Source organism: Flavonifractor sp. An82 (assembly GCF_002159265.1).
In the GTDB taxonomy this organism is placed as follows: domain Bacteria; phylum Bacillota; class Clostridia; order Oscillospirales; family Oscillospiraceae; genus Flavonifractor.
Map to the genome: position 1 here is coordinate 16,964 of NZ_NFHG01000003.1, position 24,448 is coordinate 41,411.

26 protein-coding genes are annotated in these 24,448 nt (G+C 64.4%); 18 read left to right on the top strand and 8 right to left on the bottom strand.

Features of this window, described 5'->3' with window-relative positions:
* Position 1 precedes the first annotated feature (1 nt).
* From B5G34_RS05155 to B5G34_RS05185, 7 genes are all read right to left on the bottom strand, one after another.
* Positions 2-244 (bottom strand): phosphopantetheine-binding protein, encoded by a 243-nt coding sequence (locus B5G34_RS05155; RefSeq protein WP_162609423.1) that lies wholly within the window; start codon positions 242-244, stop codon positions 2-4.
* A complete protein-coding gene (locus B5G34_RS05160) occupies positions 241-1,584 on the bottom strand; it encodes an AMP-binding protein (RefSeq protein ID WP_087334907.1) in 1,344 nt (447 codons plus the stop codon). The genes B5G34_RS05155 and B5G34_RS05160 overlap by 4 nt, the downstream gene beginning before the upstream one ends.
* A 12-nt stretch (positions 1,585-1,596) precedes the next feature.
* Entirely contained in the window at positions 1,597-2,427 is an 831-nt protein-coding gene (locus B5G34_RS05165) for a VanW family protein (protein WP_087334909.1), read from the bottom strand.
* A 114-nt stretch (positions 2,428-2,541) separates the two neighbouring features.
* Positions 2,542-3,138 carry an aminoacyl-tRNA hydrolase gene (pth, locus tag B5G34_RS05170; protein WP_087334911.1) on the bottom strand — a complete coding sequence of 199 codons (597 nt, stop codon included), beginning with the start codon at positions 3,136-3,138 and terminating at the stop codon, positions 2,542-2,544.
* A 357-nt stretch (positions 3,139-3,495) separates the two neighbouring features.
* The gene (locus tag B5G34_RS05175; protein WP_087334912.1) at positions 3,496-4,455 is read right to left on the bottom strand and encodes a ribose-phosphate pyrophosphokinase; all 960 of its coding nucleotides are present in this window, start codon (positions 4,453-4,455) and stop codon (positions 3,496-3,498) included.
* Positions 4,456-4,543: 88 nt separating this feature from the next.
* Entirely contained in the window at positions 4,544-5,737 is a 1,194-nt protein-coding gene (locus B5G34_RS19365) for a DapH/DapD/GlmU-related protein (protein ID WP_087334914.1), read from the bottom strand.
* Positions 5,738-5,934: 197 nt separating this feature from the next.
* Complete coding sequence (locus B5G34_RS05185; protein ID WP_087334916.1) at positions 5,935-6,426, bottom strand: HD domain-containing protein; 492 nt, start codon at positions 6,424-6,426, stop codon at positions 5,935-5,937.
* Positions 6,427-6,654: 228 nt separating this feature from the next.
* On the opposite strand from B5G34_RS05185, the gene B5G34_RS05190 reads away from it, so the two are divergent.
* From B5G34_RS05190 to B5G34_RS05245, 12 genes are all read left to right on the top strand, one after another.
* A complete protein-coding gene (locus tag B5G34_RS05190; RefSeq protein WP_087334918.1) occupies positions 6,655-7,914 on the top strand; it encodes an acetyl-CoA C-acetyltransferase in 1,260 nt (419 codons plus the stop codon).
* 67 nt (positions 7,915-7,981) lie between these two features.
* Positions 7,982-8,674 (top strand): 3-oxoacid CoA-transferase subunit A, encoded by a 693-nt coding sequence (locus B5G34_RS05195; RefSeq protein ID WP_087334920.1) that lies wholly within the window; start codon positions 7,982-7,984, stop codon positions 8,672-8,674.
* Positions 8,674-9,333, top strand: a complete 660-nt coding sequence (locus B5G34_RS05200) for a 3-oxoacid CoA-transferase subunit B (RefSeq protein WP_087334922.1) — start codon at positions 8,674-8,676, stop codon at positions 9,331-9,333. The genes B5G34_RS05195 and B5G34_RS05200 overlap by 1 nt, the downstream gene beginning before the upstream one ends.
* Before the next feature lie 167 nt (positions 9,334-9,500).
* Positions 9,501-9,890: a GntR family transcriptional regulator gene (locus B5G34_RS05205; RefSeq protein ID WP_087187310.1), complete on the top strand. Its 390-nt coding sequence runs from the start codon at positions 9,501-9,503 to the stop codon at positions 9,888-9,890.
* On the top strand, positions 9,887-10,789 hold the full coding sequence (locus B5G34_RS05210) for an ABC transporter ATP-binding protein (protein WP_087334924.1): 903 nt from the start codon (positions 9,887-9,889) through the stop codon (positions 10,787-10,789). Before B5G34_RS05205 ends, B5G34_RS05210 begins: the two co-directional genes overlap by 4 nt.
* Positions 10,764-12,698: an ABC transporter permease gene (locus tag B5G34_RS05215; protein WP_140397200.1), complete on the top strand. Its 1,935-nt coding sequence runs from the start codon at positions 10,764-10,766 to the stop codon at positions 12,696-12,698. Before B5G34_RS05210 ends, B5G34_RS05215 begins: the two co-directional genes overlap by 26 nt.
* Before the next feature lie 353 nt (positions 12,699-13,051).
* Positions 13,052-14,518: a pyridoxal-phosphate dependent enzyme gene (locus B5G34_RS05220; protein WP_087334927.1), complete on the top strand. Its 1,467-nt coding sequence runs from the start codon at positions 13,052-13,054 to the stop codon at positions 14,516-14,518.
* Positions 14,519-14,532: 14 nt separating this feature from the next.
* On the top strand, positions 14,533-15,771 hold the full coding sequence (locus B5G34_RS05225; RefSeq protein WP_087334929.1) for a threonine synthase: 1,239 nt from the start codon (positions 14,533-14,535) through the stop codon (positions 15,769-15,771).
* A 28-nt stretch (positions 15,772-15,799) separates the two neighbouring features.
* Positions 15,800-16,153, top strand: coding sequence for a hypothetical protein (locus B5G34_RS05230; RefSeq protein ID WP_087334931.1), 354 nt, complete (start codon positions 15,800-15,802; stop codon positions 16,151-16,153).
* Between the two features lie 24 nt (positions 16,154-16,177).
* The gene (hydA, locus tag B5G34_RS05235; RefSeq protein ID WP_087334933.1) at positions 16,178-17,560 is read left to right on the top strand and encodes a dihydropyrimidinase; all 1,383 of its coding nucleotides are present in this window, start codon (positions 16,178-16,180) and stop codon (positions 17,558-17,560) included.
* Positions 17,557-18,120, top strand: coding sequence for a nucleotidyltransferase family protein (locus B5G34_RS05240; protein ID WP_242956854.1), 564 nt, complete (start codon positions 17,557-17,559; stop codon positions 18,118-18,120). Before hydA ends, B5G34_RS05240 begins: the two co-directional genes overlap by 4 nt.
* A 168-nt stretch (positions 18,121-18,288) precedes the next feature.
* A complete protein-coding gene (locus B5G34_RS05245; RefSeq protein WP_087334935.1) occupies positions 18,289-18,669 on the top strand; it encodes a hypothetical protein in 381 nt (126 codons plus the stop codon).
* A 405-nt stretch (positions 18,670-19,074) separates the two neighbouring features.
* Here B5G34_RS05245 and B5G34_RS05250 read toward each other — a convergent pair whose 3' ends face one another.
* Positions 19,075-19,518, bottom strand: coding sequence for a nucleoside deaminase (locus B5G34_RS05250; RefSeq protein WP_087334937.1), 444 nt, complete (start codon positions 19,516-19,518; stop codon positions 19,075-19,077).
* Between the two features lie 113 nt (positions 19,519-19,631).
* Between B5G34_RS05250 and B5G34_RS05255 the strand changes: the two genes are divergently transcribed.
* From B5G34_RS05255 to B5G34_RS05280, 6 genes are all read left to right on the top strand, one after another.
* Positions 19,632-20,204 (top strand): manganese efflux pump MntP family protein, encoded by a 573-nt coding sequence (locus B5G34_RS05255; RefSeq protein WP_204245915.1) that lies wholly within the window; start codon positions 19,632-19,634, stop codon positions 20,202-20,204.
* A gap of 3 nt (positions 20,205-20,207) precedes the next feature.
* On the top strand, positions 20,208-20,924 hold the full coding sequence (gene yqeC, locus B5G34_RS05260) for a selenium cofactor biosynthesis protein YqeC (protein WP_087334938.1): 717 nt from the start codon (positions 20,208-20,210) through the stop codon (positions 20,922-20,924).
* Positions 20,912-21,715 carry a selenium-dependent molybdenum cofactor biosynthesis protein YqeB gene (gene yqeB / locus B5G34_RS05265; RefSeq protein ID WP_087334941.1) on the top strand — a complete coding sequence of 268 codons (804 nt, stop codon included), beginning with the start codon at positions 20,912-20,914 and terminating at the stop codon, positions 21,713-21,715. Before yqeC ends, yqeB begins: the two co-directional genes overlap by 13 nt.
* Complete coding sequence (locus B5G34_RS05270) at positions 21,703-22,458, top strand: XdhC/CoxI family protein (RefSeq protein ID WP_087334943.1); 756 nt, start codon at positions 21,703-21,705, stop codon at positions 22,456-22,458. Before yqeB ends, B5G34_RS05270 begins: the two co-directional genes overlap by 13 nt.
* Positions 22,459-22,587: 129 nt before the next feature.
* Complete coding sequence (locus tag B5G34_RS05275; RefSeq protein WP_087334945.1) at positions 22,588-23,079, top strand: RNA polymerase sigma factor; 492 nt, start codon at positions 22,588-22,590, stop codon at positions 23,077-23,079.
* The gene (locus tag B5G34_RS05280; protein ID WP_140397201.1) at positions 23,054-24,433 is read left to right on the top strand and encodes a DUF4179 domain-containing protein; all 1,380 of its coding nucleotides are present in this window, start codon (positions 23,054-23,056) and stop codon (positions 24,431-24,433) included. Before B5G34_RS05275 ends, B5G34_RS05280 begins: the two co-directional genes overlap by 26 nt.
* The last annotated feature ends 15 nt before the right edge of the window (positions 24,434-24,448 follow it).

The window sequence follows — 24,448 nt, forward strand, 5'->3', positions numbered from 1 at the left end:
CTTACTCCTGTTTCTCCGCCTGGCGGCAGAGGGTCAGGATGCCCTCCACCGTGCGGAAGGCATCCCTGGGCACCCGGGTGGGCTGGATCTGGATGCCCAGGTCCTCCAGCCCCTCCAGCAGGTCGATCATGGCCAGGGAGTCCAAAATGCCCTCCTCCAGCAGGTCGGCTCCGGGGCGGAGGGCCTCCCGGGTGCCGCAGACCTGCACCAGCAGGTCCCGGATCACATCGTCACCCATCATCATAGCATCTCCTCCAGCCGTTTCCGGTCGCATTTTCCGTTGTGGGTCAGGGGCATCCGGTCCAGCAGCCGCCACTGGCCGGGGATCTGGCTGGGGGGCAGCCGCTCCGCCAGGGCCTGGGCCAGCTTCTCCGGCTCCAGCCCGGTCCCCTCCACAAAGGCGGTCAGGCCCTTTACCTGCCCCGCCCCGTCCCACCGGGGGAGCACCGCCGCCCGCTCCACCTGGGGCAGGGCCTCCAGCGCCCCCTCAATGCGGGTGGGCTCCAGCCGGTACCCTTTGTACTTCAGCTGTAAATCCCGCCGCCCCGCCCAGTAGAGCAGGCCCTTTTCCACATAACCCAGGTCCCCTGTGGAATACGTTCCCCCAAACCGGGGAGCCACACTGGCTCCGGTGAGCACGATCTCCCCCTCCTCCAGGGAGATATCCACAGCTCCCTCCCCAACGATGCCGATAGGCAGCGGCCCGGTGCACATCTCCCGGGAAATGGGGACGGCGCACACGGCGCAGGTGGCCTCGGTGGGACCGTAGGCGTTGAGGAGGGCCACACCGGGGAACCGGTCCAGCAGCCGCCGGGCGGCGGCGGGGGGCAATACCTCTCCGCAGGAGAAAACCGTCCGCAGCCGGGGCAGCCGGGCGGGACCAAAGGAGGGCTCCGTCAGGCACAGGCGCAAAAAGGAGGGGGTGACCACCAGCAGAGACGGGTCGCTGGCCTCCAACCGGCGGAACAGGGCGGCAAAATTCTGTTTTTCCTCTCCGGTGAGGGCCACGTGGGTGCCGCCCCCCAGCAGAGAGAGATAGAGGTCGGCCACCGACAGGTCAAAGGACCAGGAGGCCTGGCCCACCGCCGTCCCGCCCAGGACGGCGGCCACATCGGGCAGGGCGGAGGCCCACCGGAGGAAGTGCTCCAGATTGCCCAGGCTCACCGCCACTCCCTTGGGCGTTCCGGTACTGCCCGAGGTAAAGATCTCATAGGCAATGGAGTGAGAATCCTCGGGGAGCGGGCAGGACAGGCCGGAGGAAAAGCCCTCCTCCGCCGTCCGCCGGTCCAGCAGCACCGCCCCCGCCTGCTCCAGCAGCTCCCGCTGTCCCGCCGGGGGCAGCAGGGGGTCCAGGGGCAGATAGGGCCGCCCCGCCAGCAGGCAGGCCACAAAGGCCACCGGCACCCACACCTCACCCGGGTCCCCGATGAGGGCCACCGGGCCGGTGCCCTGCTCCCGCAGTTTGGCCGCCAGGCCCTGGGCCATGGGCCACAGCTCCCCCCAGCGGATCACCTCCTCCCCCGCCATCAGGGCGGGCCGGTCCCCCAGGGCGGCGCTATGGGCCTTGATTTGTTCCAGCAGCATAGGGCGCTCCTTTCAGCGGGGTAACATCTGATCCGCCGAAATGAGTGCGGGATCAAAGAGTACCTTGGAGTGGTTGTCCAGCAGCAGCTCCCGCCCCACTTCCGCGCCGGTGGCCCGGTCATAGGCAATGCGGTAGACCTGGCTCACCCGGTAGTATTCCGCTCCCTCCCGGACATAGCCGCTCCCCTCCTCCCGCAGCCGGTAGCGCAGGGGGAAAGGGGCCGTCCCCCGCAGCTCGCCGCACAGGTCGTCCCCGTCCAGCCACACCCGCAGCTGGACCGGCTGGTCGGTGTCGTTGCGGAAGCGGTAATCCACATGGGGATAGAAGATGGAGGTACCGGTACCGAAGGGCACCCGGCGGCGGTCGTCAGGAAAGAGGGCGTCCGAGTGGTGGTGCAGCTCGGTGACGGTGAGGGGGCTGTGGAGCACCAGGTAGTGGATCAGGTTGGCCAGCTGGCACAGCCCACCTCCCACCGCCCGGCCCAGGATGCCGCTGGCGATGGTGAGCCCGTCCTGGTAGCCCTTCCGGGCGGTGGGCTTGCCCACCAGACGCCAGAAGGAGAAGCTCTCCCCCGGCGCCACCACCACCCCGTCGATGCAGGGGGCGGCCAGGGCCAGATTGGTCCGCTTGCTGCGCTGCAGGTCCATATCCACCCCGCTCAAACGCCGGAGCACCGGGGAGCGGTGCCCCTTGAGGAGCACAGGCAGCTCCTCCTGCTGACGCCGGACCGCCCAGCGGGCTCCGGTCCGCCAGTCGGCCAGGGCCTTGCGTTTCCCCTCTTTCCACAGGGAGATCCGGTAGCACACCGGACCGTACTGGCAAAACAGCCTGCGTCCCGCCATGGAGACCACCTCCCAAATCCGGCGCGCCCCCTGCGAAAAAGGAGCGGGCGCGCCCGCTCCTTCTATCCTAGCATCCCCGTGGGGAATTGCAAGTTACGATTTGGCAACAGCCCCTCAGCCGTTGAACTGGTTCATGGCCTTGTCGGGGCCTTCAGCGATGAGGCACTCCACCGCCTTGGCGGCCTTCTCAATGGCGGCAGTGATGGTCTTCAGGTCCTCCCCCACAAACTTGGAGAGCACCCAGTCGGCCATGTCGTAATCGGGATGGGGCTTCTCCCCCACACCCACCTTCACCCGGGGAAACTGGTCGGTGCCCAGGTGCTGGATGATGTTCTTCAGGCCGTTGTGGCCCCCGGCGGAGCCCCCCTTGCGGATGCGCAGCTTGCCGATGGGCAGGGACACGTCGTCGGAGATGACCAGCACGTGGTCGGCGGGGATCTTGTAGAACCGGGCGGCCTCCCCCACCGCCTCGCCGGACAGGTTCATATAGGTCACCGGCTTCATGAGCAGCACCTTGGCGCCTCCCAGCTCCACCGTGTTGGTGAGTGAGCGGTACTTCAGCTTCTGTACCGGCACCCGCTGCTCCTCGGCGATGTGGTCGATGGTGAGGAAGCCCACATTGTGCCGGGTGTTCTCGTACTTGTCCCCGGGATTGCCCAGGCCCACCACCAGCCATTCCACGCCGGAGGCTCGATTCTTGTTGAAAAACATAGTTGCTCCTTGGACAGACAACGGCGGGGGCAAGCCCCCGCCCTAAATTTGTCAAACAAGTGGCCGCAGCCACTTGTTTGAGTGGGATGCAGCCCGCCGCGCGCAGGATCTGTCCGCCAAAGCGGACAGATCCCACACTTGCAGGCTGAGAAGTGTTTTCAGCCACGCACATGTCGCGGCTGAAAACAGATAAGATCTTTTTCGTGCCTGCGGGCACGAACTCTGCGAGGCTCTTTTACCGTGCCCTGTATCGGCGCGGTGGTTTCGTATCCAGGGTCGAACCTGCCGGGGGCAGGTTCGATGCCAATCAGGCGCAAGCCACCTTTTATGGCAGACAACGTCCCCCCTGGACGGTTCTTACACGAACAGCTTAGACACAGAGACCTCTTCGTAGATGCGCTCGATGGCCTCGGCAAACATGTGGGCCACGGACAGATACTTGATCTTGTCGCAGGTGACGCCCTGCTTGGCAGGGACGGTATCCAGGAAGTAGAGCTCCTTGATGACGCTCTTCTCGATGCGCTCCACAGCGGGGCCGGAGAGCACGCCGTGGCTGGCGCAGGCGATGACGTCGGTAGCGCCGCCCAGCTCCACCAGAGCCTGGGCTGCACCGCACAGGGAGCCGGCGGTGTCCACCATGTCGTCAAAGAGGATGACCTTCTTGCCACGGACGTCGCCGATGATGTTCATAACCTCGGAGGAGTTGGCCTTCTGGCGGCGCTTGTCCACGATGGCCAGACCCATACCCAGCTTCTGGGCGAAGGCGCGGGCGCGGGCCACGGAGCCCACGTCGGGGGACACCACGATCACGTCCTCCTCCTGGCCGGCGAAGCGGTCATGCAGGTAGTTGGTGAAGATGGGGTTGCCCAGCAGATTGTCCACGGGGATGTCGAAGAAGCCCTGGATCTGGTTGGCGTGCAGGTCCATGGTCAGCACCCGGTCGGCGCCGGCCCGGGTGATCAGATTGGCCACCAGCTTGGCGGAAATGGGATCACGGGGCTTGGTCTTGCGGTCCTGACGGGCGTAGCCGAAGTAGGGGATCACGGCGGTGATCCGGCCGGCGGAGGCCCGCTTCAGGGCATCGATCATAATGAGCAGTTCCATCAGGTTGTCGTTGACCGGGGAGCTGGTGGACTGGACCACGAACACGTCGGAGCCGCGGACGGTCTCGTAGATGGAGACAAAGTTTTCACCATCGGAGAAGGCGCCTACCTCGGCGTTGCCCAGCTCCATACCCATCTCCTTGCAGATGGCCTCAGCCAGAGCGCGGTTGGAAGTGCCGGAAAAGATCTTGATGTCCTTACCGTGTGCGATCATTTTTTTAAACATCCTCTCACAAATATAGTCGTTCTCTATTTCATGGTGCAGCTCGGAACTATCTTTACCCCTCCGGTGAGGGGCGGGTTCACTTTCTTCTGGAACGGCGGCGGGCGGCCCACTGCTTCTTCACCGTCTGGCGGGGCCGGGCGATGGCCAGGGAGTCGGCGGGCACCTCGTCGGTGATGGTGGAGCCGGCGGCGGTGTAGGCGCCGTCCCCCACCCGGACGGGGGCCACCAGATTGGTATTGCAGCCGATGAAGGCGTCGTCCCCGATGGTGGTACGGTACTTGCTGATGCCGTCATAGTTGACGGTGACGGTGCCGCAGCCGAAGTTGACCCGGCAGCCCACGTCGGAGTCGCCCACATAGGTCAGGTGGGAGATCTTGGTGCCGTCGCCGATGGTGGAGTTCTTCAGCTCCACGAAGTCGCCCACCTTCACGTTGGCGCCCACGTGGCAGTTGGGGCGGATGTAGGCAAAGGGGCCGATCTTGGTGCCGGCGTCCACGGTGCTCTCATTGATCTGGGATGCGTTGACCACCACGTTGTCCCCCACGGTGCAGTCCCGCACCATGGAATTGGGGCCCAGCTCGCAGCCGGCGCCGATGACGGTCTCCCCCCGCAGGATGGTGCCGGGGAGGATCACGGTGCCCTCCCCCACCTTCACCCGGGGTCCCACATAGCAGGTGTTGGGGTCCATGATGCGAACGCCGCTCTCCAGCAGCCGGTAGGCGCCGTAGTTGCGGGCGGTGAGCTCCGCCTCCACCCGGCCCTCGGGGCCGGCCTTGAGCACCGCCGCGCTCTGGTACCAGATGCTGCGGCCGCCCAGCTTGTCGGCGTTCTCCTTCAAAACCTCGTCCAGGCCGCTGCCGTCGGCCAGGGCCTGGGCCAGCAGGGCCGCGTCGATGCGGCACACGCCGGTGTCCTTATTGTCCAGCGGTCCGGAGCAGTTGTCGTCCACCAGCTGGCGGGCGCTCTGCCAGGAGAGGAGCACCGGCCGGGTAAAGACCAGCACCTTGCCCTCCAGCCGGGCCAGGAAGTCCATCAGCTGCTCCAGGGCGTCTCCGGTGCTGCCGGTGACAAACTCGGTGCCCTCGGGGAAGCAGGTCCGGGCCTTCTCCCGGTCATCGCTGTGGCAGACCACAAAAAACTGTTCCACACCGGCTGCCTCCAGCGCCTCGGTCAGCCAGAGAGCCGCCGGATCAAAGAGCAGCTCCTCCAGCATCCGTGACGGGCCGGTCCCCTCCCGGGGCAGGAACACTACCGCTCCAGTCGCGCTCATACTTGGGATCACCTCAAACACAATGGATTTGCCTGTCCGCCGGACAGGCCGTGATCAAGCCTATATTATGAATCATTATAATTATAGCAAAGGGGCAGAGAAAATGCATCGAAATTTTGAAAAAAAGCCCGTCATTTTTCCAACTTGGCACCCTTGCACAATTTCCCCGCCGTCCTTTACCTGTTCTTTACCAAATTTCAACGGAACGCCCGCGCCGGGGCCCAGGCCAGCCGGTACAATTCCAGCCGCCGCCAGATCCCCAGCACCTCCGCCGTGGCGCACAGCTTGTCGGCCAGGCACACCGCCGCCGCCGTCCGGCTGCGGGGCGCCCGGGGGGCCAGTGGCCACATGTGGGCCAGAATGCCGTTCTCCTCCTCCGGGCTCAGCTCCCCGCACAGGGCACGGGCATTGCGCTCGGCTGCCAGGGGATGGGCAAAGCACTGTTTATAGGAGGGCAGGCTCCGGGGATCGTAGAGATACAGGTCGTGGAGCAGCCCCGCCCGGGCCGCCGCCCGGCGGTCCCCCCGCCAGCGCCCGGCCAGCCGGAAGGCCACATAGGATACAAAGAGGCTGTGCTCAAAGCAGGACACCCCCGGATGGTGGCGGATCTCCTTCATGGCCTGCACCTGAGGCTGGGCCAGCAGCTCCCCCACGCAGTCCAGATAGGCGCTCCAATGTTCTTCCCGCATGGGTCCATCCCTCCTTTCCCGGTGTGTCCGGTCTCGTTTCTACTTATTATATCCCCCCGCCTTTCGGGCCGCAACCCCATCCTGCCCCCGTGCCTCTGGTATAAATTGGATACCCGCTGCCGGCAGCCGCTTCCACACTTTCCACAGTTGATTTTTACTAATGGCGGATGTATAATGAAACGAAGGGTTTATTAGGGGAGAAAACGAAAAAATCTGGAGGTCAAACACATGAAAGAAGTCTATGTTGTCAACTGTTGCCGCACCGCTGTGGGCTCCTTTGGCGGCAGCCTGAAGGACACCCCTGCCACTGATCTGGGCGCCGTGGTGGTCAAGGAAGTCCTTAACCGGGCCGGTCTGAAGCCCGAGCAGGTGGACGAGCTGATGTTCGGCTGCATCCTGACCGCTGCCCAGGGCCAGAACCCCGCCCGTCAGGTGGGCGTGAAGGCCGGTCTGCCCTACTCCGTGCCCGCCTACACCGTGGGTATGGTGTGCGGCTCCGGTATGAAGAGCGTTATTGAGGGCGCCCGCGCCATCATGGCCGGCGACGCCGACGTCATCGTGGCCGGCGGCACCGAGAATATGTCCGCCGCTCCCTACGCTCTGCCCGCTGAGCGCTGGGGCGCCCGCATGGGCGACAAGAAGGTCGTGGACACTATGATCAAGGACGGCCTGTGGGACGCTTACAACAACTATCACATGGGCACCACCGCTGAGAACATCGCCGACGTGTGGGGCATCACCCGCGAGGAGATGGACGCCTTCGCCGTGTCCTCTCAGAACAAGACCGAGGCCGCTCAGGCCGCTGGCAAGTTCGTGGACGAGATCGTGCCCGTTATGGTCAAGAAGAAGAAGGAAATGGTGGAGTTCAAGGTGGACGAGTTCCCCAAGGCCGGCGTGACCATGGAGTCCGTTGCCAAGCTGCGCGGCGCCTTCCCCGCCGGTCCCGAGGGCGTGGAGGACGAGATCGTCCATACCTTTGAGGTCACTCAGGTCCACGAGGCCGACGCCAAGAAGCACGTCCAGCGCGTCACCGCCGCCAACGCCTCCGGCATCAACGACGGCGCTGCCGCCATCGTGCTGGCTTCCGGCGAGGCTGTGGAGAAGTACGGCCTGAAGCCCATGGCCAAGCTGATCGGCTGGGGCCAGGGCGGCGTGGATCCCAAGATCATGGGCGTGGGCCCCGTGCCCGCCTCCCGCAACGCCATGGCCAAGGCCGGCGTGACCATCGAGGACATCGACCTGGTGGAGGCCAACGAGGCCTTTGCCGCTCAGTCCATCGCCGTGGCCCGTGAGCTGGGCTTCGATATGGACAAGGTCAACGTCAACGGCGGCGCCATCTCCATCGGTCACCCCGTGGGTGCTTCCGGCGCCCGCATCATTGTTACCCTGCTGCACGAGATGCAGAAGCGGCCCGAGGCCAAGAAGGGCCTGGCCACCCTGTGCATCGGCGGCGGCATGGGCGTTGCCACTGTCTTCGAGAAGTGCTGATCTGTCCGCGCCGGGGCGGCGCTGCCGCCCCGGCCGGCCCCTATATTATATTTAGGAGGGTAATAACGTGCGCAACAAGATTATTTCTGTTGAGGAAGCCGTGAACATGATCCCCGACGGCGCCACCATTATGTTCGGCGGCTTCCTGGGCTGCGGCAGCGCCCACAAGGTCATCGAGGCCCTGGCCAAGAAGGGCACCAAGGACCTGACCATCATCGGCAACGACTGCGGCATGGCCGTGGGTCCCAACGGTGAGGAGTTCTACGGCATGGCCAAGCTGGTCCACAACCATCAGGTCAAGCGCGTCATCGCCACCCACGTGGGCATGACCCCCGACGTGGGCACCCAGGGCATGGTGGAGAAGACCCTGCAGGTGGACCTGGTTCCCCAGGGCTCCCTGGCTGAGATGATCCGTGCCGGCGGCGCCGGCCTGGGCGGCGTGCTCACCCCCACCGGCGTGGGCACCATCGTGGAGGATTCCCCCCTGTGCCTGGGCAAGCAGACCATTAACGGCAAGGACTATCTGCTGATGCAGCCTGTCCGCGCCGACTTTGCCATCATCAACGGCCACACCATTGATAAGTTCGGCAACGTCTGGTACAAGGGCACCACCCGTAACTTCAACATCGTGATGGCCACCGCCGCTGACGTGGTCATCGCCGAGGCCGACCATCTGGTGGAGATCGGCGACATTGAGCCCGAGAACGTGGTCACCTCCGGCGCCTTTGTCAATTACATTGTGGATGGAGGGAATGCGTAATGGAAAAGTCTGAGATCAAGGGCTTTATCGCCAAGCGTGTGGCTCAGGAACTGAAGGACGGCGACGTGGTCAACCTCGGCATCGGCCTGCCCACCATGGTTCCCGCCTATCTGCCCGAGGGGGTCCACGTGATCCTCCAGTCCGAGAACGGCATCATCGGCACCGGCCCCAAGCCCACTCCCGAGGAGGCCGACCCCCGCTATAAGACCGACGCCGGCGGATCTCCCGCCCAGGCTGATACCTTCGGCTGCTACATCGACTCCGCCACCTCCTTCGGCTTCATCCGCGGCGGCCACGTCAACGCCACCATCCTGGGCGGCCTGGAAGTGGACGAGGAGGGCTCCCTGTCCAACTGGATCATCCCCGGCAAGAAGATGCCCGGCATGGGCGGCGCCATGGACCTGCTGGTGGGCGCCAAGGAAGTCATCGTTGCCATGGAGCACACCGCCAAGGGCAATCCCAAGATCCTGAAGAAGTGCCGTCTGCCCTACACCGCCGTGCACTGCATCACCAAGATCATCACCGAGATGGCCGTGATCAACGTGACCGACAAGGGTCTGGAGCTGGTGGAGTACAACCCCGAGTTCACCGTGGAGCAGATCCAGGCTGCCACCGAGGCTACCCTGATCGTCTCCCCCGACCTGAAGCCCATGTGCTGATCGGCTTTTGCCGTTTCCAACGCCCCGCGGAAAACCGCGGGGCGTTTTTTATGCCTCCTGAAAACCGGAAGAAAATCGTTATACTTTTTTAAGGATTTCTCCCCTCTGTCCCGTGTATACTGACTGTACTAAGATGTGTCATACACTTCCGGAAAGGAGATGCCAGGATGATCCAGCTCAATTACCGGGACGCCCGGCCCATCTACGAACAGGTAAAGGATGGGCTGCGGCACCTGGTGGTGACGGGCGCGCTCCAGGCGGGGGACAAACTGCCCTCGGTGCGGGCGCTGGCCACGTCGCTGGCCATCAACCCCAACACCATCCAGCGGGCCTACGAATCCCTGGAGCGTGAGGGCTATCTGTACACTGTGGCAGGCAAGGGCTCTTTTGCCGCCCCCCAGGCCGACGTAAACGCCGACCGGCGGGAGCGCCTGCTGAAGGACTTTGACTCCTCGGCGGCGGAGCTGCTGTTTCTGGGGATGACGGCGGGGGAACTGGCCCGCCGTCTGGACGAGGCCGCCGCCCGCCAGGCGGTGAGAGAGGAGAGGAAACCATGATCGAAGCCAAAAATGTGGTCAAGACCTTTGACGGCTTTAAAGCTCTGGACGGCCTGACCATGACGGTGCCCCAGGGCTCCATCTACGGCCTGGTGGGTCCCAACGGCGCGGGCAAGTCCACCCTGCTGCGCCATGTCACCGGCGTGTACCGGCAGGACTCGGGCTCGGTGCTGCTGGACGGCAACCCCATCTACGAAAATCCCGCCGCCAAGGCCCGCATTGCCGACATTCCCGATGAGCTGTACTACTTCCTGTCCGCCTCCACCCGGGACATGATGCGTTTTTACAAGGGGTTCTATCCCCGGTTCGATCACAAGCGCTATGAGGCTCTGAAGGACGTGTTCACCACTGTGGACGAGAAGCAGCCCATCCGCCGCCTGTCCAAGGGCATGCAGAAGCAGTCCGCCTTCTGGCTGGCCCTGTGCTGCCGGCCGGAGGTGCTGGTGCTGGATGAGCCGGTGGACGGTCTGGACCCGGTGATGCGCCGCCAGGTGTGGTCCCTGCTCATGGGCGACGTGGCCGAGCACGGCACCACCGTGCTGGTGTCCTCCCACAACCTGCGGGAGCTGGAGGACGTGTGCGACCACGTAGGCATCCTGTCCCACGGCAAGGTGCTCATCGAGCGTTCCCTGTCCGATCTGCAGGAGAACGTGGTCAAAATGCAGATCGTCTTCCAGGAGCGGGAGCTGCCCCAGCTGCCCGAGGACCTGGAGGTGCTCCATGTGTCCCATGTGGGCCGCATCCACACCCTCATCATCCGGGGCAACGCCACCGACGTGACCAACCGGCTGGCGGCCTACGCCCCCATTCTCATGGAGGCCCTGCCCCTGACCCTGGAGGAGATCTTTATTTACGAGCTGGGAGGTGAGGACTATGCGGTCCGGGACATCGTACTTTAACATGACCCTGCTGGGGAAGAATCTGGCCCGGTTCTGGCCCATCTGGGGTCTGTACACCCTGATCTGGGTGGTGCTCATGCCGGTGGGTATTCTGATCCAGAAGACCTACTGGACGGACTATGAGGCCCGCTCCTATCCCCTGCAGCACATCGGCGGCGGCAGCACCGCCCTGGCGCTGGCCTTCGTGTTCGGCATCCTGGCGGCCATGGCGGTCTTCTCCTACCTGTACTCCGCCCGCTCGGTGGGGATGCTCCACGCCCTGCCCATGCGCCGGGAGGGGCTCTTCCTCACCAACTACCTGTCGGGGCTGGTCTTCCTCATCGTCCCCAACTTCCTCGTGTTCCTGCTGGCTCTGGCGGCGGAGGCCCTCAACGGCGCGGTGGTGTTCAGCAGCCTGTTCACCTGGCTGGTGGTCACAAGCATGCTGTGCCTCTTCTTCTACTCCTTCGCCGTGTTCTGCGCCATGTTCACCGGCCACATCCTGGCCCTGCCCGCCTTCTATCTGATCCTCAGCTTTGTGGTGCCCGCTGTGACCTACCTGCTGGAGACCATCGCCCGGCAGTTCCTCTTCGGCTTCACCGGCGCGGTGTGGATGGAGGAAGCCTCCGAGTGGTTCTCCCCCGCCCTCAAGCTGACCCACGGCACCGCCAGCGGCCCCAGCGCCGCCGACGGAAACTACCAGTTCCACGGCCTGGGTCTGGTGACCCTCTACGCCCTCATCGGCCTGGCGCTGGCTGTGGTGGCCCTGATCCTCTACCGCCGCCGCCAGCTGGAGCGGGCGGGGGACGTGATCACCGTGGGCTGGATGCGCCCGGTGTTCCGGTACGGGGTTTCCCTGTGTGCCGCCGTGGCTCTGGGCACCTTCTTCTACTCCATTTTCTATGCCCTGCTCCCCACCAGTCCCTGGGTTCTGCTGGGCTGGATGGTACTGTGGGGCGCTGTGGGCTGCTTCATCGCCGAGATGCTGCTGCGCAAGCGGTTCTGGGTGTTCAAAACCAGCTGGAAGGGCTGCGTGGTCTTCCTGCTGTGCCTGTGCGCCGGCATGGGGGCCCTGGAGCTGGACCTGATGGGCTTTGAGAACGCGGTGCCCGACGCCTCCCAGGTGGAGAGCGTGCGCATCTACGGTCTGGATACCACCCCCCGGGACGGCGGCGACAGTCCCCTGTTCTCCGACGATCCCGAGGTGATCCAGGATGTGCTGGATCTCCACACCGCCATTACCCAGCAGAAGGCGGCTCTGGAGGACTGGCAGAGCCAGAGCGGCAGCTCCGAGGTGTGGACCACCGACGCCGACGGCGTGGACATCCAGGAGGGCACCTCCGAAAGCATCATCCTCACCTATTCCATAAAGGACGGCTCGGTGATGCAGCGCAAGTATGTCTTCCCGGTGACCTCTGCCGACCTGACCGACTCCACCACCCTCTCCGCCAGGCTCTCCGCCCTCCTCAACCGGCCCGATGTGGTGTACGACAGCTATTTCGGCAACGTAGAGCCGGAGGATCAGCTGGTGAGCGTGGCCATTGTCAACCTCTACAATCCCCAGGAGGACACCTACGGCTTTGAGTATCTGCCCTCTGAGCTGCTGGAGCCCCTGATGGAGGCCATTCAGACCGACATCGCCGAGGGCAACCTGGGCCGCCGCTACCTGCTGGAGGACCGGAACCGGATGGACAACTGCTGCTACGCCGATCTGGAGCTCACCTACCGGGTGCCTCTGGGCAGCACCTCCAACACTGCCAATACCGTGGCTGTGCAGGAATACGGCCCCACGGGCTCCGCTGTGCAGGAGGACACCTACACCATTACCATCACCCTGCAGAAGAGCGCCCTCCATACCCTGGAGGTGCTCAAGGACTACCCCAACGCCTTCCTGTCCCAGGTGGAGGTCCAGCAGGCCGACAACAACTGACTGATGTTCAGAAGGAGCGCGCCGCCCAAGGCGGCGCGCTCCTTTCGCTTCTTAAAAGCCTCGCAGAGTTCGCGCCCGCAGGCGTGAAATAAATTCAGATCTGTTTTTTCCGGGGACATGTGCCTCGGAAAAAACACTGCTCAGCCCACAAGCGTACGCGCTTTGCGCGTGCGACGCAGTGGGCTGCATCCTGATCCCCAAAATGGCTTTGCCATTTTGGGGACTGTCGCGCTCCTTTGTTGTCTCTCCACAAATCCGACAGGCTTTTTCCCAGTGGTGTGGGATACTTTTCCTTGATTTCTCAGCGGCATGTGCTATCATGTTGGTAAGTATCTCGGTAAGGAGGCCTGTGTATGATCGACCTGACCATCTGCCGCCAGGGCCTGGAGCATAACATCCGTATTGCCCGGGAAAATGGCGTTGTGATCCCCACCTTTGAGAATATGATCCATCCGGAGACGGTGCCCCAGCCCATTCAGGACCGGCTGACCCATGTGGGGCTGTGGGATGTGGACCCGGCCAACCTGTTCCGCATCACCTGGAAGAACCAGCCCGTGGCGTCCGGCGGCCTGTACCGCTCCGCCCCCAACTACATCGAGCTGCCCCCCGCCCTCACCGGCGTGCCCGCCCGCATTCTGTGCCTGCCGGGCAAGTGGTTCCCCACCGGCTGCCACAAGGTGGGCGCCTCCTTCGGCTGTCTGGCCCCCCGTCTGGTCACCGGCCAGTTTGACGCCGCCTCCCAGAAGGCGGTGTGGCCCTCCACCGGCAACTACTGCCGGGGCGGCGCCTTCAACTCCCGGCTGCTGGGGGTCCACGGCGTGGCCATCCTGCCCGCCGGCATGAGCCAGGAGCGGTTTGACTGGCTGGCCTCCATCGATGCGGAGGTCATCAAGACCCCGGGCTGCGAGTCCAACGTGAAGGAGATCTTTGACAAGACCAACGAGCTCAGCCGGGACCCCTCCTGCATGATCTTCAACCAGTTTGCCGAGATGGGCAACCACCTGTGGCACTACAAGGTCACCGGCGCGGCGGTGGCTCAGGCTTTCGAGGACGCCAAGCGCCCCGGCGACAAGCTGGCGGGCGCCTGCTTCACCTCGGGCTCGGCGGGCACCATCGGCTGCGGCGACTATCTGAAGGAGGTCTACCCCGCCATGAAGCTGGCGGTGGGCGAGGCCGTCCAGTGCCCCACCATCCTGAACAACGGCTTCGGCGACCACCGGGTGGAGGGCATCGGCGACAAGCACGTGCCCTGGATCCACGACGTGAAGAACACCGACATGGTCATCGACGTGGACGATAACGACGCCATGGCCCTGCTGCGGCTGTTCAACGAGCCGGCGGGCAAGGCCCGGCTGATCGAGGCCGGTGTTGACCCCCAGCTGGTGGAGCAGCTGTCCCTCATGGGCATCTCGGGCATTGCCAACGTGCTGTGCTGCATCAAGATGGCCAAGTACTACGAGCTCACCGAGCACGACGTGGTGTGTACCGTCCTCACCGACTCGGCGGATATGTACCGCTCCCGTCTGGCGGAGCTGGCCCAGCAGCTGGGCGAATACGACGCCAAAGCCGCCGCCTTCGACTACGCCCTCCATCTCATGGGGCTCAAGACCGACTGCATGGCGGAGCTGGGCTACTACGACCGCAAGCGGGTCCACAACCTGAAGTATTACACCTGGGTGGAGCAGCAGGGCAAGACCACCCAGGAGCTGGACGCTCTGTGGTATGGCACCGAGTGGGCCGACGTCCACAGCCAGGCCGACGCCCTGGATGAGCTGATCCGGGCCTTCAACGAGGAGACCGGGGTGCTGAAGGGCCTGTAAAAGGAGGTTCCTCCATGAAATACGTGCTGGGCGCCAAGTGCGTCAAATGCGGCAAAGAATATGAAGCCGTCCCCGATCTCACCACCTGCTCCTGCGGGGGCATTCTGGATATCCAATATGACTACGCCGCCCTTCGCCGGGATCTTTCCCGGGAAAAGCTGGCCCAAAACCCCGACCGGTCCATGTGGCGGTACCGGCCCCTGCTGCCCATCGAGGAAGAATCTGCACCCCCGCCCCTGCGGGTGGGCTGGTCTCCCCTGTACAAGGCCGACCGGCTGGGAGCAGAGCTGGGGCTGAAAAAGCTGTACATCAAGGATGACGGCCAGAACCCCACCGCCTCCCTGAAGGACCGTGCTTCCGCCCTGGCGGTGGTCAAGGCCAGAGAGGCGGGGGCGGACACCATCGCCTGCTCCTCCACCGGCAACGCCGCCTCCTCCCTGGCGGGCAACGCCGCGGCGGCGGGCCTGCGCACCTACATCTTCGTACCCAGCCGGGCCCCCAAGGGCAAGGTGGCCCAGCTGCGCATCTTCGGCTCCACCGTCATCAGCGTGGACGGCTCCTATGAGGACACCTTCGAGCTGTCCAAGGCCGCCATCGACAAGTGGGGCTGGTACAACCGCAACGCCGCCATCAACCCCTACCTGTCCGAGGGCAAAAAAACGGTGACCCTGGAGATCATGGAGCAGCTGAACTGGCAGGTGCCCGACTACATCGCCCTCTCCGTGGGGGACGGCTGCACCATCGCCGGGGCCTGGAAGGGCCTTGTGGACCTCTATGAGGTGGGGCTTATCGACAGGCTGCCCAGGCTCATCGCCGTCCAGGCGGAGGGCTGCTGCCCCCTGAACCGGGCCATCCAGACCGGACAGCCCTGGACCCCCATGGAGGAGAACACCCTGGCCGACTCCATCGCTGTGGGGGTGCCCCGCAATCCGGACAAGGCCCTCAACGCCATCCGGGCCTCCCATGGCGTGGCCGTCAACGTATCCGATGAGGAGATTTTGGCCGCCATGCGGCTGCTGGGCCGCACCCAGGGGGTGTTCGGCGAGCCCGCCGGGGTCACCGGCACCGCCGGAGTGAAAAAGGCCCTGGAGCTGGGTCTCATCTCTCCGGACAGCACGGTGGTGAGCATCGTCACCGGCAACGGCCTGAAGGACGTGCAGAACGGCATCAAAGCCGCCGGGGAGCCCATGCTGGTAAAACCGGACATGGACGCCCTCCTCTCCGCCTTTGACCAGGCGGGCATCCGCCCCTGAAATCCACCAAAGAAAGGAAATCCGCCATATGAACGAACGTGCCGCCAAGGTCGGCGTCTGGGCCTACCTGCTCTTTACCGTGGCCAGCTTTGCCCTGGCCCTCTTCTACCTGCTGAACGGAGGCTTCCGTTCCAATGTCTCCCTGATCGCCCTGCCTGTGTGGATGGGCTACACCGCCTTCACCACCATCAAGAGCGTGGCTGACCTCATCGGCGCCCAGAACCGTACCGCCAACTTCACCCGCATGCTGGACCGCTGGCAGGACACCTTCGGCAAGCGGGGCTCCGCCCTGGCGCTGCTGGCCTTCATGACCATCGTCACCGGCGCCATCAAGCTGGCCATGCCCTGCATTCTGTTCCAGCTGGGCATGCAGTTCGCCTGATCCAAAGAGAAAGGAGCCTTCCTCATGTCTATTCTCATTCAAAACGGTACCCTGATCTGCCCCGAGGGCCCGGTGCAGGCCGACCTGCGGGTGGAGGGGAACAAGATCGCCGAGATCGGCCCCAACCTCCCCGTGGGGGACAGCCAGGTTATCGACGCCGCCGGGAAGCTGGTCTTCCCCGGCTTTATCGACACCCACACTCACTTTGAGATGAACAAGGGCACCATCCGGGAGACCGCCGACAACTGGGAGAGCGGCACCCGGGCCGCCCTGGCCGGCGGCACCACCTGCGTGCTGGACTTTGCCGAGCCGGAGCGGGGGGCCTCCCTCCAGTCCGCCCTGGACGAGTGGCACGCCCGGGCCGACGGCCACGCCAGCTGCCACTACGGCTTCCACATGACCATCAAGGACTGGGACCCCCGCATCATTGCGGAGATCCCCCAGATGACCGCCCAGGGCGTCACCTCCTACAAGGTGTATCTGGCCTACGCCAACATCCGCATCTCCGACGGGGTGGCCTACGAGGTCATCAAGGCCGTGGGCAAGGAGGGCGGCGTGGTGGGCTGCCACTGTGAGAACGGCGACCTCATCGACCGGGCCATCGCCGAGCTCAAGGCCGCCGGCAAGCTCTCCCCCGCCAGCCATCCCCTGTCCCACACCGCCGTCATGGAGGCGGAGGCGGTGGACCGCTGGCTGGCCCTGGCCGAGCAGGCGGGCTATCCCGTCAATGTGGTCCACCTGTCCACCCAGCGGGGCCTGGAGGCCGCCCGTGCCGCCCGGAACCGGGGCCAGAAGGTGTACCTGGAGTCCTGCCCCCAGTATTTCACCCTCACCGAGGACAAGTACCACCTGCCCGGCTTCGAGAGCGCCAAGTATGTGTGCGCTCCTCCCGCCCGTCCCCAGTCCGACGTGGACGCCCTGTGGGAGGCCCTGGAGAACGGGGAGATCGACACCATCGGCACCGACCACTGCTCCTTCAACTTCCACCCCACCAAGGAGCTGGGCAAGGATGACTTCTCCGCCATCCCCGGCGGCATCCCCGGCACCGAGCACCGCCCCCCCATCATGTATACCTATGGCGTGAAGTCCGGCCGCATCACCCCCCATCAGATGATGCTGGCCCTGGCCCAGCACCCCGCCCAGCTCTTCGGCATGTTCCCCCAGAAGGGCGCTCTGGCGGTGGGCAGCGACGCCGATATTGTAATCTTTGATCCTGATTATACCTGGCGTATTACCGCCGAGGCCCAGTATCAGCGGGTGGACTACACCCCCTATGAGGGCATGGAGATGGCGGGCCGCACCGACACGGTGCTGCTGGACGGCCAGGTGGCGGTCCGGGAGGGCAAGGTGGTCCAGGAGGGTCTGGGCCGCTATGTGTCCCGGGGCCCCTCCCAGTTCTGGCGATGAAGCGCATCGGCGCCGTGCTGCTGGCCTCCGGTCTGGGCCGGCGGTTCGGCTCCAACAAGCTGCTGGCGGCGGTAGAGGGGGTACCCCTCTACCGCCGTGCCATGACCGCCCTGGCCGGGGCCGGTCTGGACCGGCTGGCGGTATGCTCCCCCTACCCGGAGGTGCTGGAGGCCGGGGAGGAACTGGGCTTTCTTCCCCTGTACAATCCCGACGGCGCCCAGGGCATTTCGGCCTCCATCCGCCTGGGGGTGTCCCGGATGGGGGGCATGGACGGGGTACTCTTCTCCGTGTGCGACCAGCCATTTTTGACCACAGACAGTATTATTCGTCTAAAACAGTCCTTCGAGGAATCAGATGGGGCCATCTGCGCTCTGTCCTGGGGAGGAAAGCGGGGCAATCCCGTCCTCTTCCCTGCCGATCTGCTGGACGAACTGGCCGCCCTCACCGGGGACACCGGCGGCGGCGCGGTGATCAAGCGCCATCCGGAGCGGCTGGTGCTGGTGGAGGCTTTTTCCCCAAAAGAGCTGGAGGATGTGGACAAACCGGAGGATTTGGGGTAAGGCAGGGGCGGCGACCGTACGTTCCTTTCACCTCGGTGATTTTTTTAAGATTTCTTTCAGATTGTCAAAGCCCCTTCCCCATGGTATAATCTTATTTACGAAATAAACGAATTTCGTATTATTTCCTATCATGCCCATCCGGCATCTGAATGAGAAAGGAAGGATACTATGAAGAAGCGCGCATTGACTCTCCTCCTGGCTCTGGCCATGATCGTCAGTCTGGCCGCCTGCGGCGGCGGTGGCGGCAGCAGCGCCGCCGGCTCTTATAAGCTGACTAAGATGGACGCCGCCGGCATCAGCATGGATCTGGATGAGCTGGCCTCCATGGCCGGTGTGGAGATGAACATCACCCTGGAGCTGAAGGAGGACGGCAACTTCTCCCTGGATATGTCCGCCCTGGGTCAGAGTGAGAGCGTATCCGGCACCTGGAAGGCCGACGGCAACAATCTGGTCCTGTCCGCCGAGGGCGACGATCTGCCTGTCACCTTTGACGGCAAGACCATCGTTCTGGAGCAGGACGGCCAGTCCCTCACCTTTGAGAAGCAGTAATCCCCTGCACAGGAAACCAACCGGGCTGCCGCGAAATGCGGCAGCCCGGTTTTTTGCGCACAACGGCAGGGGCCGGACGCCCGCTCCTGGCGTCCGGCCCCTGCCGAAGGAAAGAGGATACAATGAAATGAAAAGAAACTGTCTCTTGCGAGTATTATCATACTCAAAAGATGTTAACGAAAAAAACCGCAGGTGTTAAAAAAGCGTTAAATCTGCGGCCTCTTTTGAAAAGATTGTGTCAAGAAAAGCGAAGCGGACAGCATTGCGCTCGCTGTCCGCCTCATATGATTGGAGGATAGAATGAAAAGAAGCTTGTCTCTTGCAAGTGTTATGCTACCAGGGGGTTGTTACAAAAGGTAGGGATACTTGTTACAAATCAATTAAATGTGTACAAAAACCGCCACATTAACGCAAATTCTGGAAAAATTGCTGGAGCAGGTCGGTACATTCCGCCTCCATCAGGCCGCCGTAGATCCGGGGATGGTGGTTGAAGCGCTCCTCAAACAGGTTGAGCACCGAGCCGCAGCACCCGGCCTTGTCGTCCTTGGCCCCGTAATACAGGGCGGGGATGCGGGCGTTGACGATGGCTCCGGCGCACATGGGGCAGGGCTCCAGGGTGACGTAGAGGGTGCAGCCCGTCAGCCGCCAGCCCCCCAGGGTGCGGCAGGCCTGGTGGATGGCCTCGATCTCGGCGTGGCCCAGAGCGGTGCGGCAGGTCTCCCGCCGGTTGCGGCCCTCCCCCACCACCGTGCCGTCCCGCACGATGACGCAGCCCACAGGCACCTCCCCCTCGGCCATGGCCTGCCGGGCCAGCTCCAGGGCGCGGGCCATCCAGTCCCGGTGTTCCATCCGCTCTCCTCCTTCTCCCACACCGCTTTGGCGGTCATGTGTCCTTATATTTGTTATAGCATAATTCCGGCTCCTATGCTATACTATTTTAAGCAAGGCTAATTTTTTTGCAGGTGATTGCTTTGATTGAAATTTTTCTCATCGCTGTCAGTCTTGCCCTGGACGCCTTCGCGGTGTCGGTGTCCAGCGGCATCTCCATCCCCGGCTTCGGCGGCCGCCAGGCCGTGAAGATGGGCCTGTGGTTCGGCGGCTTCCAGTTCGGTATGCCCCTCATCGGCTGGCTGCTGGGCAGCAGCGTCAGCCAGTACATAGAGGCTATGGACCACTGGGTGGCCTTCGCCCTGCTGGCCATCATCGGCGGGCGGATGGTGTGGGGCGCCCTGCGCCAGGGGGCCGGTGAAGAGGAGGAGGCCCCCTCCGACCTCTCCGCCAAGCGGCTGTGCATGCTGGCCATCGCCACCAGCATTGACGCGCTGGCCGTGGGCGTGTCCATGGCCTTTATGAATGTGCCGGTCCTCCTCTCCGCCGTGGTCATCGGCGTGGTGGCCTTTGTGCTGTCGGTGGTGGGCGGCATGGTGGGCAAGCGGCTGGGGGCTCTGTTCCAGCGGCGGGCCGAGCTGGTGGGCGGTCTGGTACTCATCGGCATTGGACTGAAGATCGTCATTGAACATACGATGGGAGGTTAAAGCATGGGCATCTGGGAGACGCTGGGGCTGGACCCCAAGGTCCACCGGCTGACCGCCCTGGTGGGGGGCGGCGGCAAGTCCTCCACCATGTATGCCATGGCCCGGCAGGCCATGGACCTGGGGCTGCGTGTGGTGGTCACCACCACCACCCATATCCTGCCCCACCCCAAGTTGCCCCTGACCGGCGACCCGGCCGCCCTGCCCGCCCTGCTGGCGGAGCACCGGGTGGTCACCCTGGGGACCTACGATGCCCGGGGCAAGCTCACCGGCGCGGGAGATCCCGCCACCTGCCTGGCTGTGGCCGACGTGGTGCTCATTGAGGCCGACGGCGCCAAGCTGCGGCCCCTGAAGGCCCCGGCGGACCATGAGCCGGTGATCCCTCCCGCCTGTGACGCCGTCATCGCCTCAGCGGGCCTGGACTGCGTGGGCAAGCCGGTGGAAGAGATCTGCCACCGGCCGGAGCGGGTATGCGCTCTGCTGGGGGTCTCCCCCGACCATCGTATCACCCCCGCCGACGTGGCATCCATCCTGTCCAGCCCCCTGGGCGGGCGAAAGAGCGTGGGACAAGCCATGGCCTTCCGCTGTCTGCTGAACAAGGCGGACGACGATCAGCAGCGGGCCTGGGGAGAGGAGATCAAGACCCTGCTGGCACAGCAGGGCATTGACAGTACCATCACCTATTATACGGAAGAGGAGCGGGGTGGATTATGCTTATTCTAGTCAAAGGCGCGGGAGATCTGGCCACCGGCACGGCGGTGCGGCTGTACCGGGCGGGCTTTTCAGTGGTCATGACCGACATTGCCCAGCCCACGGCGGTGCGGCGGACCGTGGCTTTCTCCCAGTGTATGTACGACGGCCAGGTCACCGTGGAGGGGATCACCGCCCGGAAGGCGGCGGACAAGGCCCAGGCGGAGGCCATTCTGGCGGCGGGCGAGATCCCGGTGCTGGCCGACCCGGAGGCCCGTATCCGGACCGAATTGCCCTTTACCGTGGTGGTGGATGCCATTCTGGCCAAAAAGAATCTGGGCACCACCCTGGACGACGCCGCCATCGTGCTGGCTCTGGGCCCCGGCTTCACCGCCGGGGTGGACTGCCACGGCGTCATTGAGACCAAGCGGGGCCACGACCTGGGCCGGCTTATCCTGGAGGGGGCCGCCATCCCCAACACCGGCGTGCCCGGCGACGTGGGAGGCTACACCAAGGAGCGCATTATCCGTGCCCCCGCCGACGGTCCCTTTGAGCCGGTGGCTCAGATCGGCCAGCAGGTCAATTTGGGGGACGTGGTGGCCAGAGTCAACGGCATCCCCGTCACCGCCCAGCTCACCGGCATCGTCCGGGGCATGCTGCCTGCCGGTATCCCCGTCACCGCCGGCATGAAGTCGGGGGACATCGATCCCCGGTGTGAGGTGCGCCACTGCTTCACCGTGTCGGACAAGGCCCGGGCCATCGGCGGCGGCGTGCTGGAGGGTATTTTGTACTTTGGAAGGAGATTACGCCTGTGGAACGACTGATCCTGTGCGGCGGCGGCCATGTGTCGCTGGAGCTGGCCCACATTGCCGCCCGTCTGGAGTTTGAATTGGTAGTTATCGACGACCGGCCGGAGTTTGCCAATGAGGCCCGCTTCCCCATGGCCCATCAGGTACTGTGCATGCCCTTTGAGGAGGCCCTGGACGCTCTGGGCAGCCGGGACACCGACTTTTACGCCATTCTCACCCGGGGCCACGCCTTTGATAAGGAGTGTCTGGCCCACGTGCTGCGGGGACAGTACGCCTATGTGGGCATGATCGGCAGCCGCACCAAGGTGGCCGCCGTATACAAGGCCCTCCGGGAGGAGGGATTTTCCCAGGAAATGCTGGACGGGGTCCACTCCCCCATCGGCCTGTCCATCGGAGGCCAGACCCCGGCGGAGATCGCCGTGTCCATCGCCGCCCAGCTGGTGCAGGTGCGGGCTCAGCGGGGCCCCGGCGCGGTGCGTCCGCCTCAGGAGCCCGGTGTGCTGTGCACCATCGTGGAGAAGCACGGCTCCGCCCCCCGGGGGGTGGGCACCTGGATGCTGGTGCGGCCCGACGGCACCTGCGCCGGCACCATCGGCGGCGGCGCCGTGGAGTACGAGGCCAAGCTTCACGCCCAGGAGCTGTGGCAGTCCGGCGGACCGGAGGAGGTCGTGGAATACGACCTGTCCCACGCCGCCGCCGAGCTGGGCATGGTGTGCGGCGGCCGGGTGAAGGTCCGCTTTGAGCCCCGCCGCAACTGAATGACGTTTACCAAGGCCGCCGGGCAATGCCCGGCGGCCTTTTTCACCCATCTCCCATGAAAATTTCCCGGGAAATGAAACCGTTTGTCCGGCAAAACCGTGTATAGGGCAGAAAGGAGGGCGGCTCACTTGGAGGAAGGATGGAAGGAACCGGGTCAGCTGGCCCGGCAGTACGGCCCGGCGGTGTTTCGGCTGGCCTATGCCCGGACAGGCAGCCGGGCCGACGCGGAGGACGTGATGCAGGAGGTCTTTGTCCGCCTGCTGAAGGCCAGGCCGGACTTTGCCGACCGGGAGCACGCCAGGGCCTGGCTGCTGCGGGTGGCGGCCAACTGCGCCAACGACTGGTTCCGGGCCCCCTGGCGGCGGCGGGAGGAGCCCCTCTCCCCCGCTCTGCCCGCGCCGGACGGCCCGGAGGAGGGCGGACTGGTGGAGGCGGTGCTGGCCCTGCCCGCCAAATACCGGGTGGTGGTGCACCTGTACTACTATGAGGATATGAGCGTAGCGGAGATCGCCGCCCTTCTGGGCAAAAGCCAGGGCGGCATCAAGTCCCGGCTGTTCCGGGCCAGAGGGCTGCTGCGGGAATGGATGGAGGCGGATGAAGATGTTTCACAGGGACTATAAGCGGGAGATGGACGCCCTGGAGCCCAGCCGGGCCGCGCTGGACCGGCTGGAGGCATTGACAAAAGGAGAAACGCAAGTGAAGCAGGTAAGACGGTTGGGCCGCCGGGCGGTGGTGACGCTGGGCCTGTGCGCTGTGCTTATGGTTTCCGCCCTGGCGGCGGGGCCCGCTGTCTGGCAAGTCATCCAGGACCACTTGGGAAACCGGGCCCCCTATGCCTCCCAGGCCCTGGGCTCCTGTGAGGATCAGGGGATCCGGATCGAGGTGCAGGCCGCCCTGGCCGACACCAGGGTCACCCGGCTGTACTTCACCCTGCAGGACCTGACGGGAACCACGCTGGATGAGGACACCGTCAGCGATCTGATCCTCTCCCAGGAAACGGACGGACAGTTTGACTGGGGCAACGGCGGTAAGGGTCTGGAAGTGCTGGACTATGACCCGGAGCAGCATCTGGCCACCCTGGTATACAGCCGCGGCACCGCTGACCTGGCGGATGCTCCCCCCACTCAGGTCTGCCTGGAGGCCAGTTATTTTATTCCCGGTCACCGGCAGGCCCGGCTGGCCCTGGACCGGGAGGAACTTCCCACCGAGGACCTGGAAAGCACTGTAACCGATACCGGCGCCACCGTTCTTCTGCCGGACCAGAACCCTATGGCGCTGGATAACGACGGGGCTGTCTCCATCTCCTCCATGGGCTTTGCCTCCGACGGGTGCTATCATGTGCGCTTTGTTCAGGAAGAAGATATCGTTCCGCTGATGGACGACGGACACCCCTGCTATGTGGAGTATTACCTGTATGACCCGGAGGACCCGGACCGCTGGCCTCAGCAGGGCATGGGGGACGTGCTCTGCACTGCGGTGGAGGGCGGCCGGGACTATTGCCTGCCCGGTCTGACGCCGGATACCCTGAAATACCTGGATCTGATGCATTTGAGTACGGAATATTCGGCAGCGGGCGGCAAGATCGAAGGGAGCTGGGAGATCACCGTTCCCGTGGAGGTACTGGACCTGCGCACCGCCACTCCGGCGGAGCCCCTCATGCTCCCCTATACCATCGGCGGGGAAATGCCCTTTGGCCGCACCTGGGACGCCCAGTTGGACCAGATCACGGTCTCTCCCCTCAGCGTCTGCACCAACTTCAGTACCCCGGAGGGGCAGGAGTCTCCCTGCCAGCTCACCGGTACAGAGCTGTCCCTCTCCGTGACCCTGGCCGACGGCACGACCCTTACCCCCGCTTATTATGACGAGGTGTGGAGCCAGCGGGCAGGCTGGGTGATGTGGGAGTTTGAGGAGCCCATTGACCCGGACCAGGTGGTCTCGGTCACCCTGAACGGGGAAACCCTGCCCATAGATTGACGTATTTCCCCTCTC

Bases quoted from the DNA above. Each gene is read 5' to 3' on its own strand.
- B5G34_RS05250 (WP_087334937.1), bottom strand. From the start codon at position 19,518: ATGGAACACCGGGACTGGATGGCCCGCGCCCTGGAGCTGGCCCGGCAG.
- B5G34_RS05225 (WP_087334929.1), top strand. From the start codon at position 14,533: ATGAAATACGTGCTGGGCGCCAAGTGCGTCAAATGCGGCAAAGAATAT.
- B5G34_RS05185 (WP_087334916.1), bottom strand. From the start codon at position 6,426: ATGCGGGAAGAACATTGGAGCGCCTATCTGGACTGCGTGGGGGAGCTG.
- B5G34_RS05200 (WP_087334922.1), top strand. From the start codon at position 8,674: ATGGAAAAGTCTGAGATCAAGGGCTTTATCGCCAAGCGTGTGGCTCAG.
- B5G34_RS05220 (WP_087334927.1), top strand. From the start codon at position 13,052: ATGATCGACCTGACCATCTGCCGCCAGGGCCTGGAGCATAACATCCGT.
- B5G34_RS05210 (WP_087334924.1), top strand. From the start codon at position 9,887: ATGATCGAAGCCAAAAATGTGGTCAAGACCTTTGACGGCTTTAAAGCT.
- yqeB (WP_087334941.1), top strand. From the start codon at position 20,912: ATGCTTATTCTAGTCAAAGGCGCGGGAGATCTGGCCACCGGCACGGCG.
- B5G34_RS05230 (WP_087334931.1), top strand. From the start codon at position 15,800: ATGAACGAACGTGCCGCCAAGGTCGGCGTCTGGGCCTACCTGCTCTTT.
- B5G34_RS05245 (WP_087334935.1), top strand. From the start codon at position 18,289: ATGAAGAAGCGCGCATTGACTCTCCTCCTGGCTCTGGCCATGATCGTC.
- B5G34_RS05155 (WP_162609423.1), bottom strand. From the start codon at position 244: ATGATGATGGGTGACGATGTGATCCGGGACCTGCTGGTGCAGGTCTGC.
- B5G34_RS05175 (WP_087334912.1), bottom strand. From the start codon at position 4,455: ATGATCGCACACGGTAAGGACATCAAGATCTTTTCCGGCACTTCCAAC.
- B5G34_RS05190 (WP_087334918.1), top strand. From the start codon at position 6,655: ATGAAAGAAGTCTATGTTGTCAACTGTTGCCGCACCGCTGTGGGCTCC.
- B5G34_RS05160 (WP_087334907.1), bottom strand. From the start codon at position 1,584: ATGCTGCTGGAACAAATCAAGGCCCATAGCGCCGCCCTGGGGGACCGG.
- pth (WP_087334911.1), bottom strand. From the start codon at position 3,138: ATGTTTTTCAACAAGAATCGAGCCTCCGGCGTGGAATGGCTGGTGGTG.
- B5G34_RS05205 (WP_087187310.1), top strand. From the start codon at position 9,501: ATGATCCAGCTCAATTACCGGGACGCCCGGCCCATCTACGAACAGGTA.
- B5G34_RS05240 (WP_242956854.1), top strand. From the start codon at position 17,557: ATGAAGCGCATCGGCGCCGTGCTGCTGGCCTCCGGTCTGGGCCGGCGG.
- B5G34_RS05280 (WP_140397201.1), top strand. From the start codon at position 23,054: ATGAAGATGTTTCACAGGGACTATAAGCGGGAGATGGACGCCCTGGAG.
- hydA (WP_087334933.1), top strand. From the start codon at position 16,178: ATGTCTATTCTCATTCAAAACGGTACCCTGATCTGCCCCGAGGGCCCG.
- B5G34_RS19365 (WP_087334914.1), bottom strand. From the start codon at position 5,737: ATGAGCGCGACTGGAGCGGTAGTGTTCCTGCCCCGGGAGGGGACCGGC.
- B5G34_RS05215 (WP_140397200.1), top strand. From the start codon at position 10,764: ATGCGGTCCGGGACATCGTACTTTAACATGACCCTGCTGGGGAAGAAT.
- B5G34_RS05165 (WP_087334909.1), bottom strand. From the start codon at position 2,427: ATGGCGGGACGCAGGCTGTTTTGCCAGTACGGTCCGGTGTGCTACCGG.
- yqeC (WP_087334938.1), top strand. From the start codon at position 20,208: ATGGGCATCTGGGAGACGCTGGGGCTGGACCCCAAGGTCCACCGGCTG.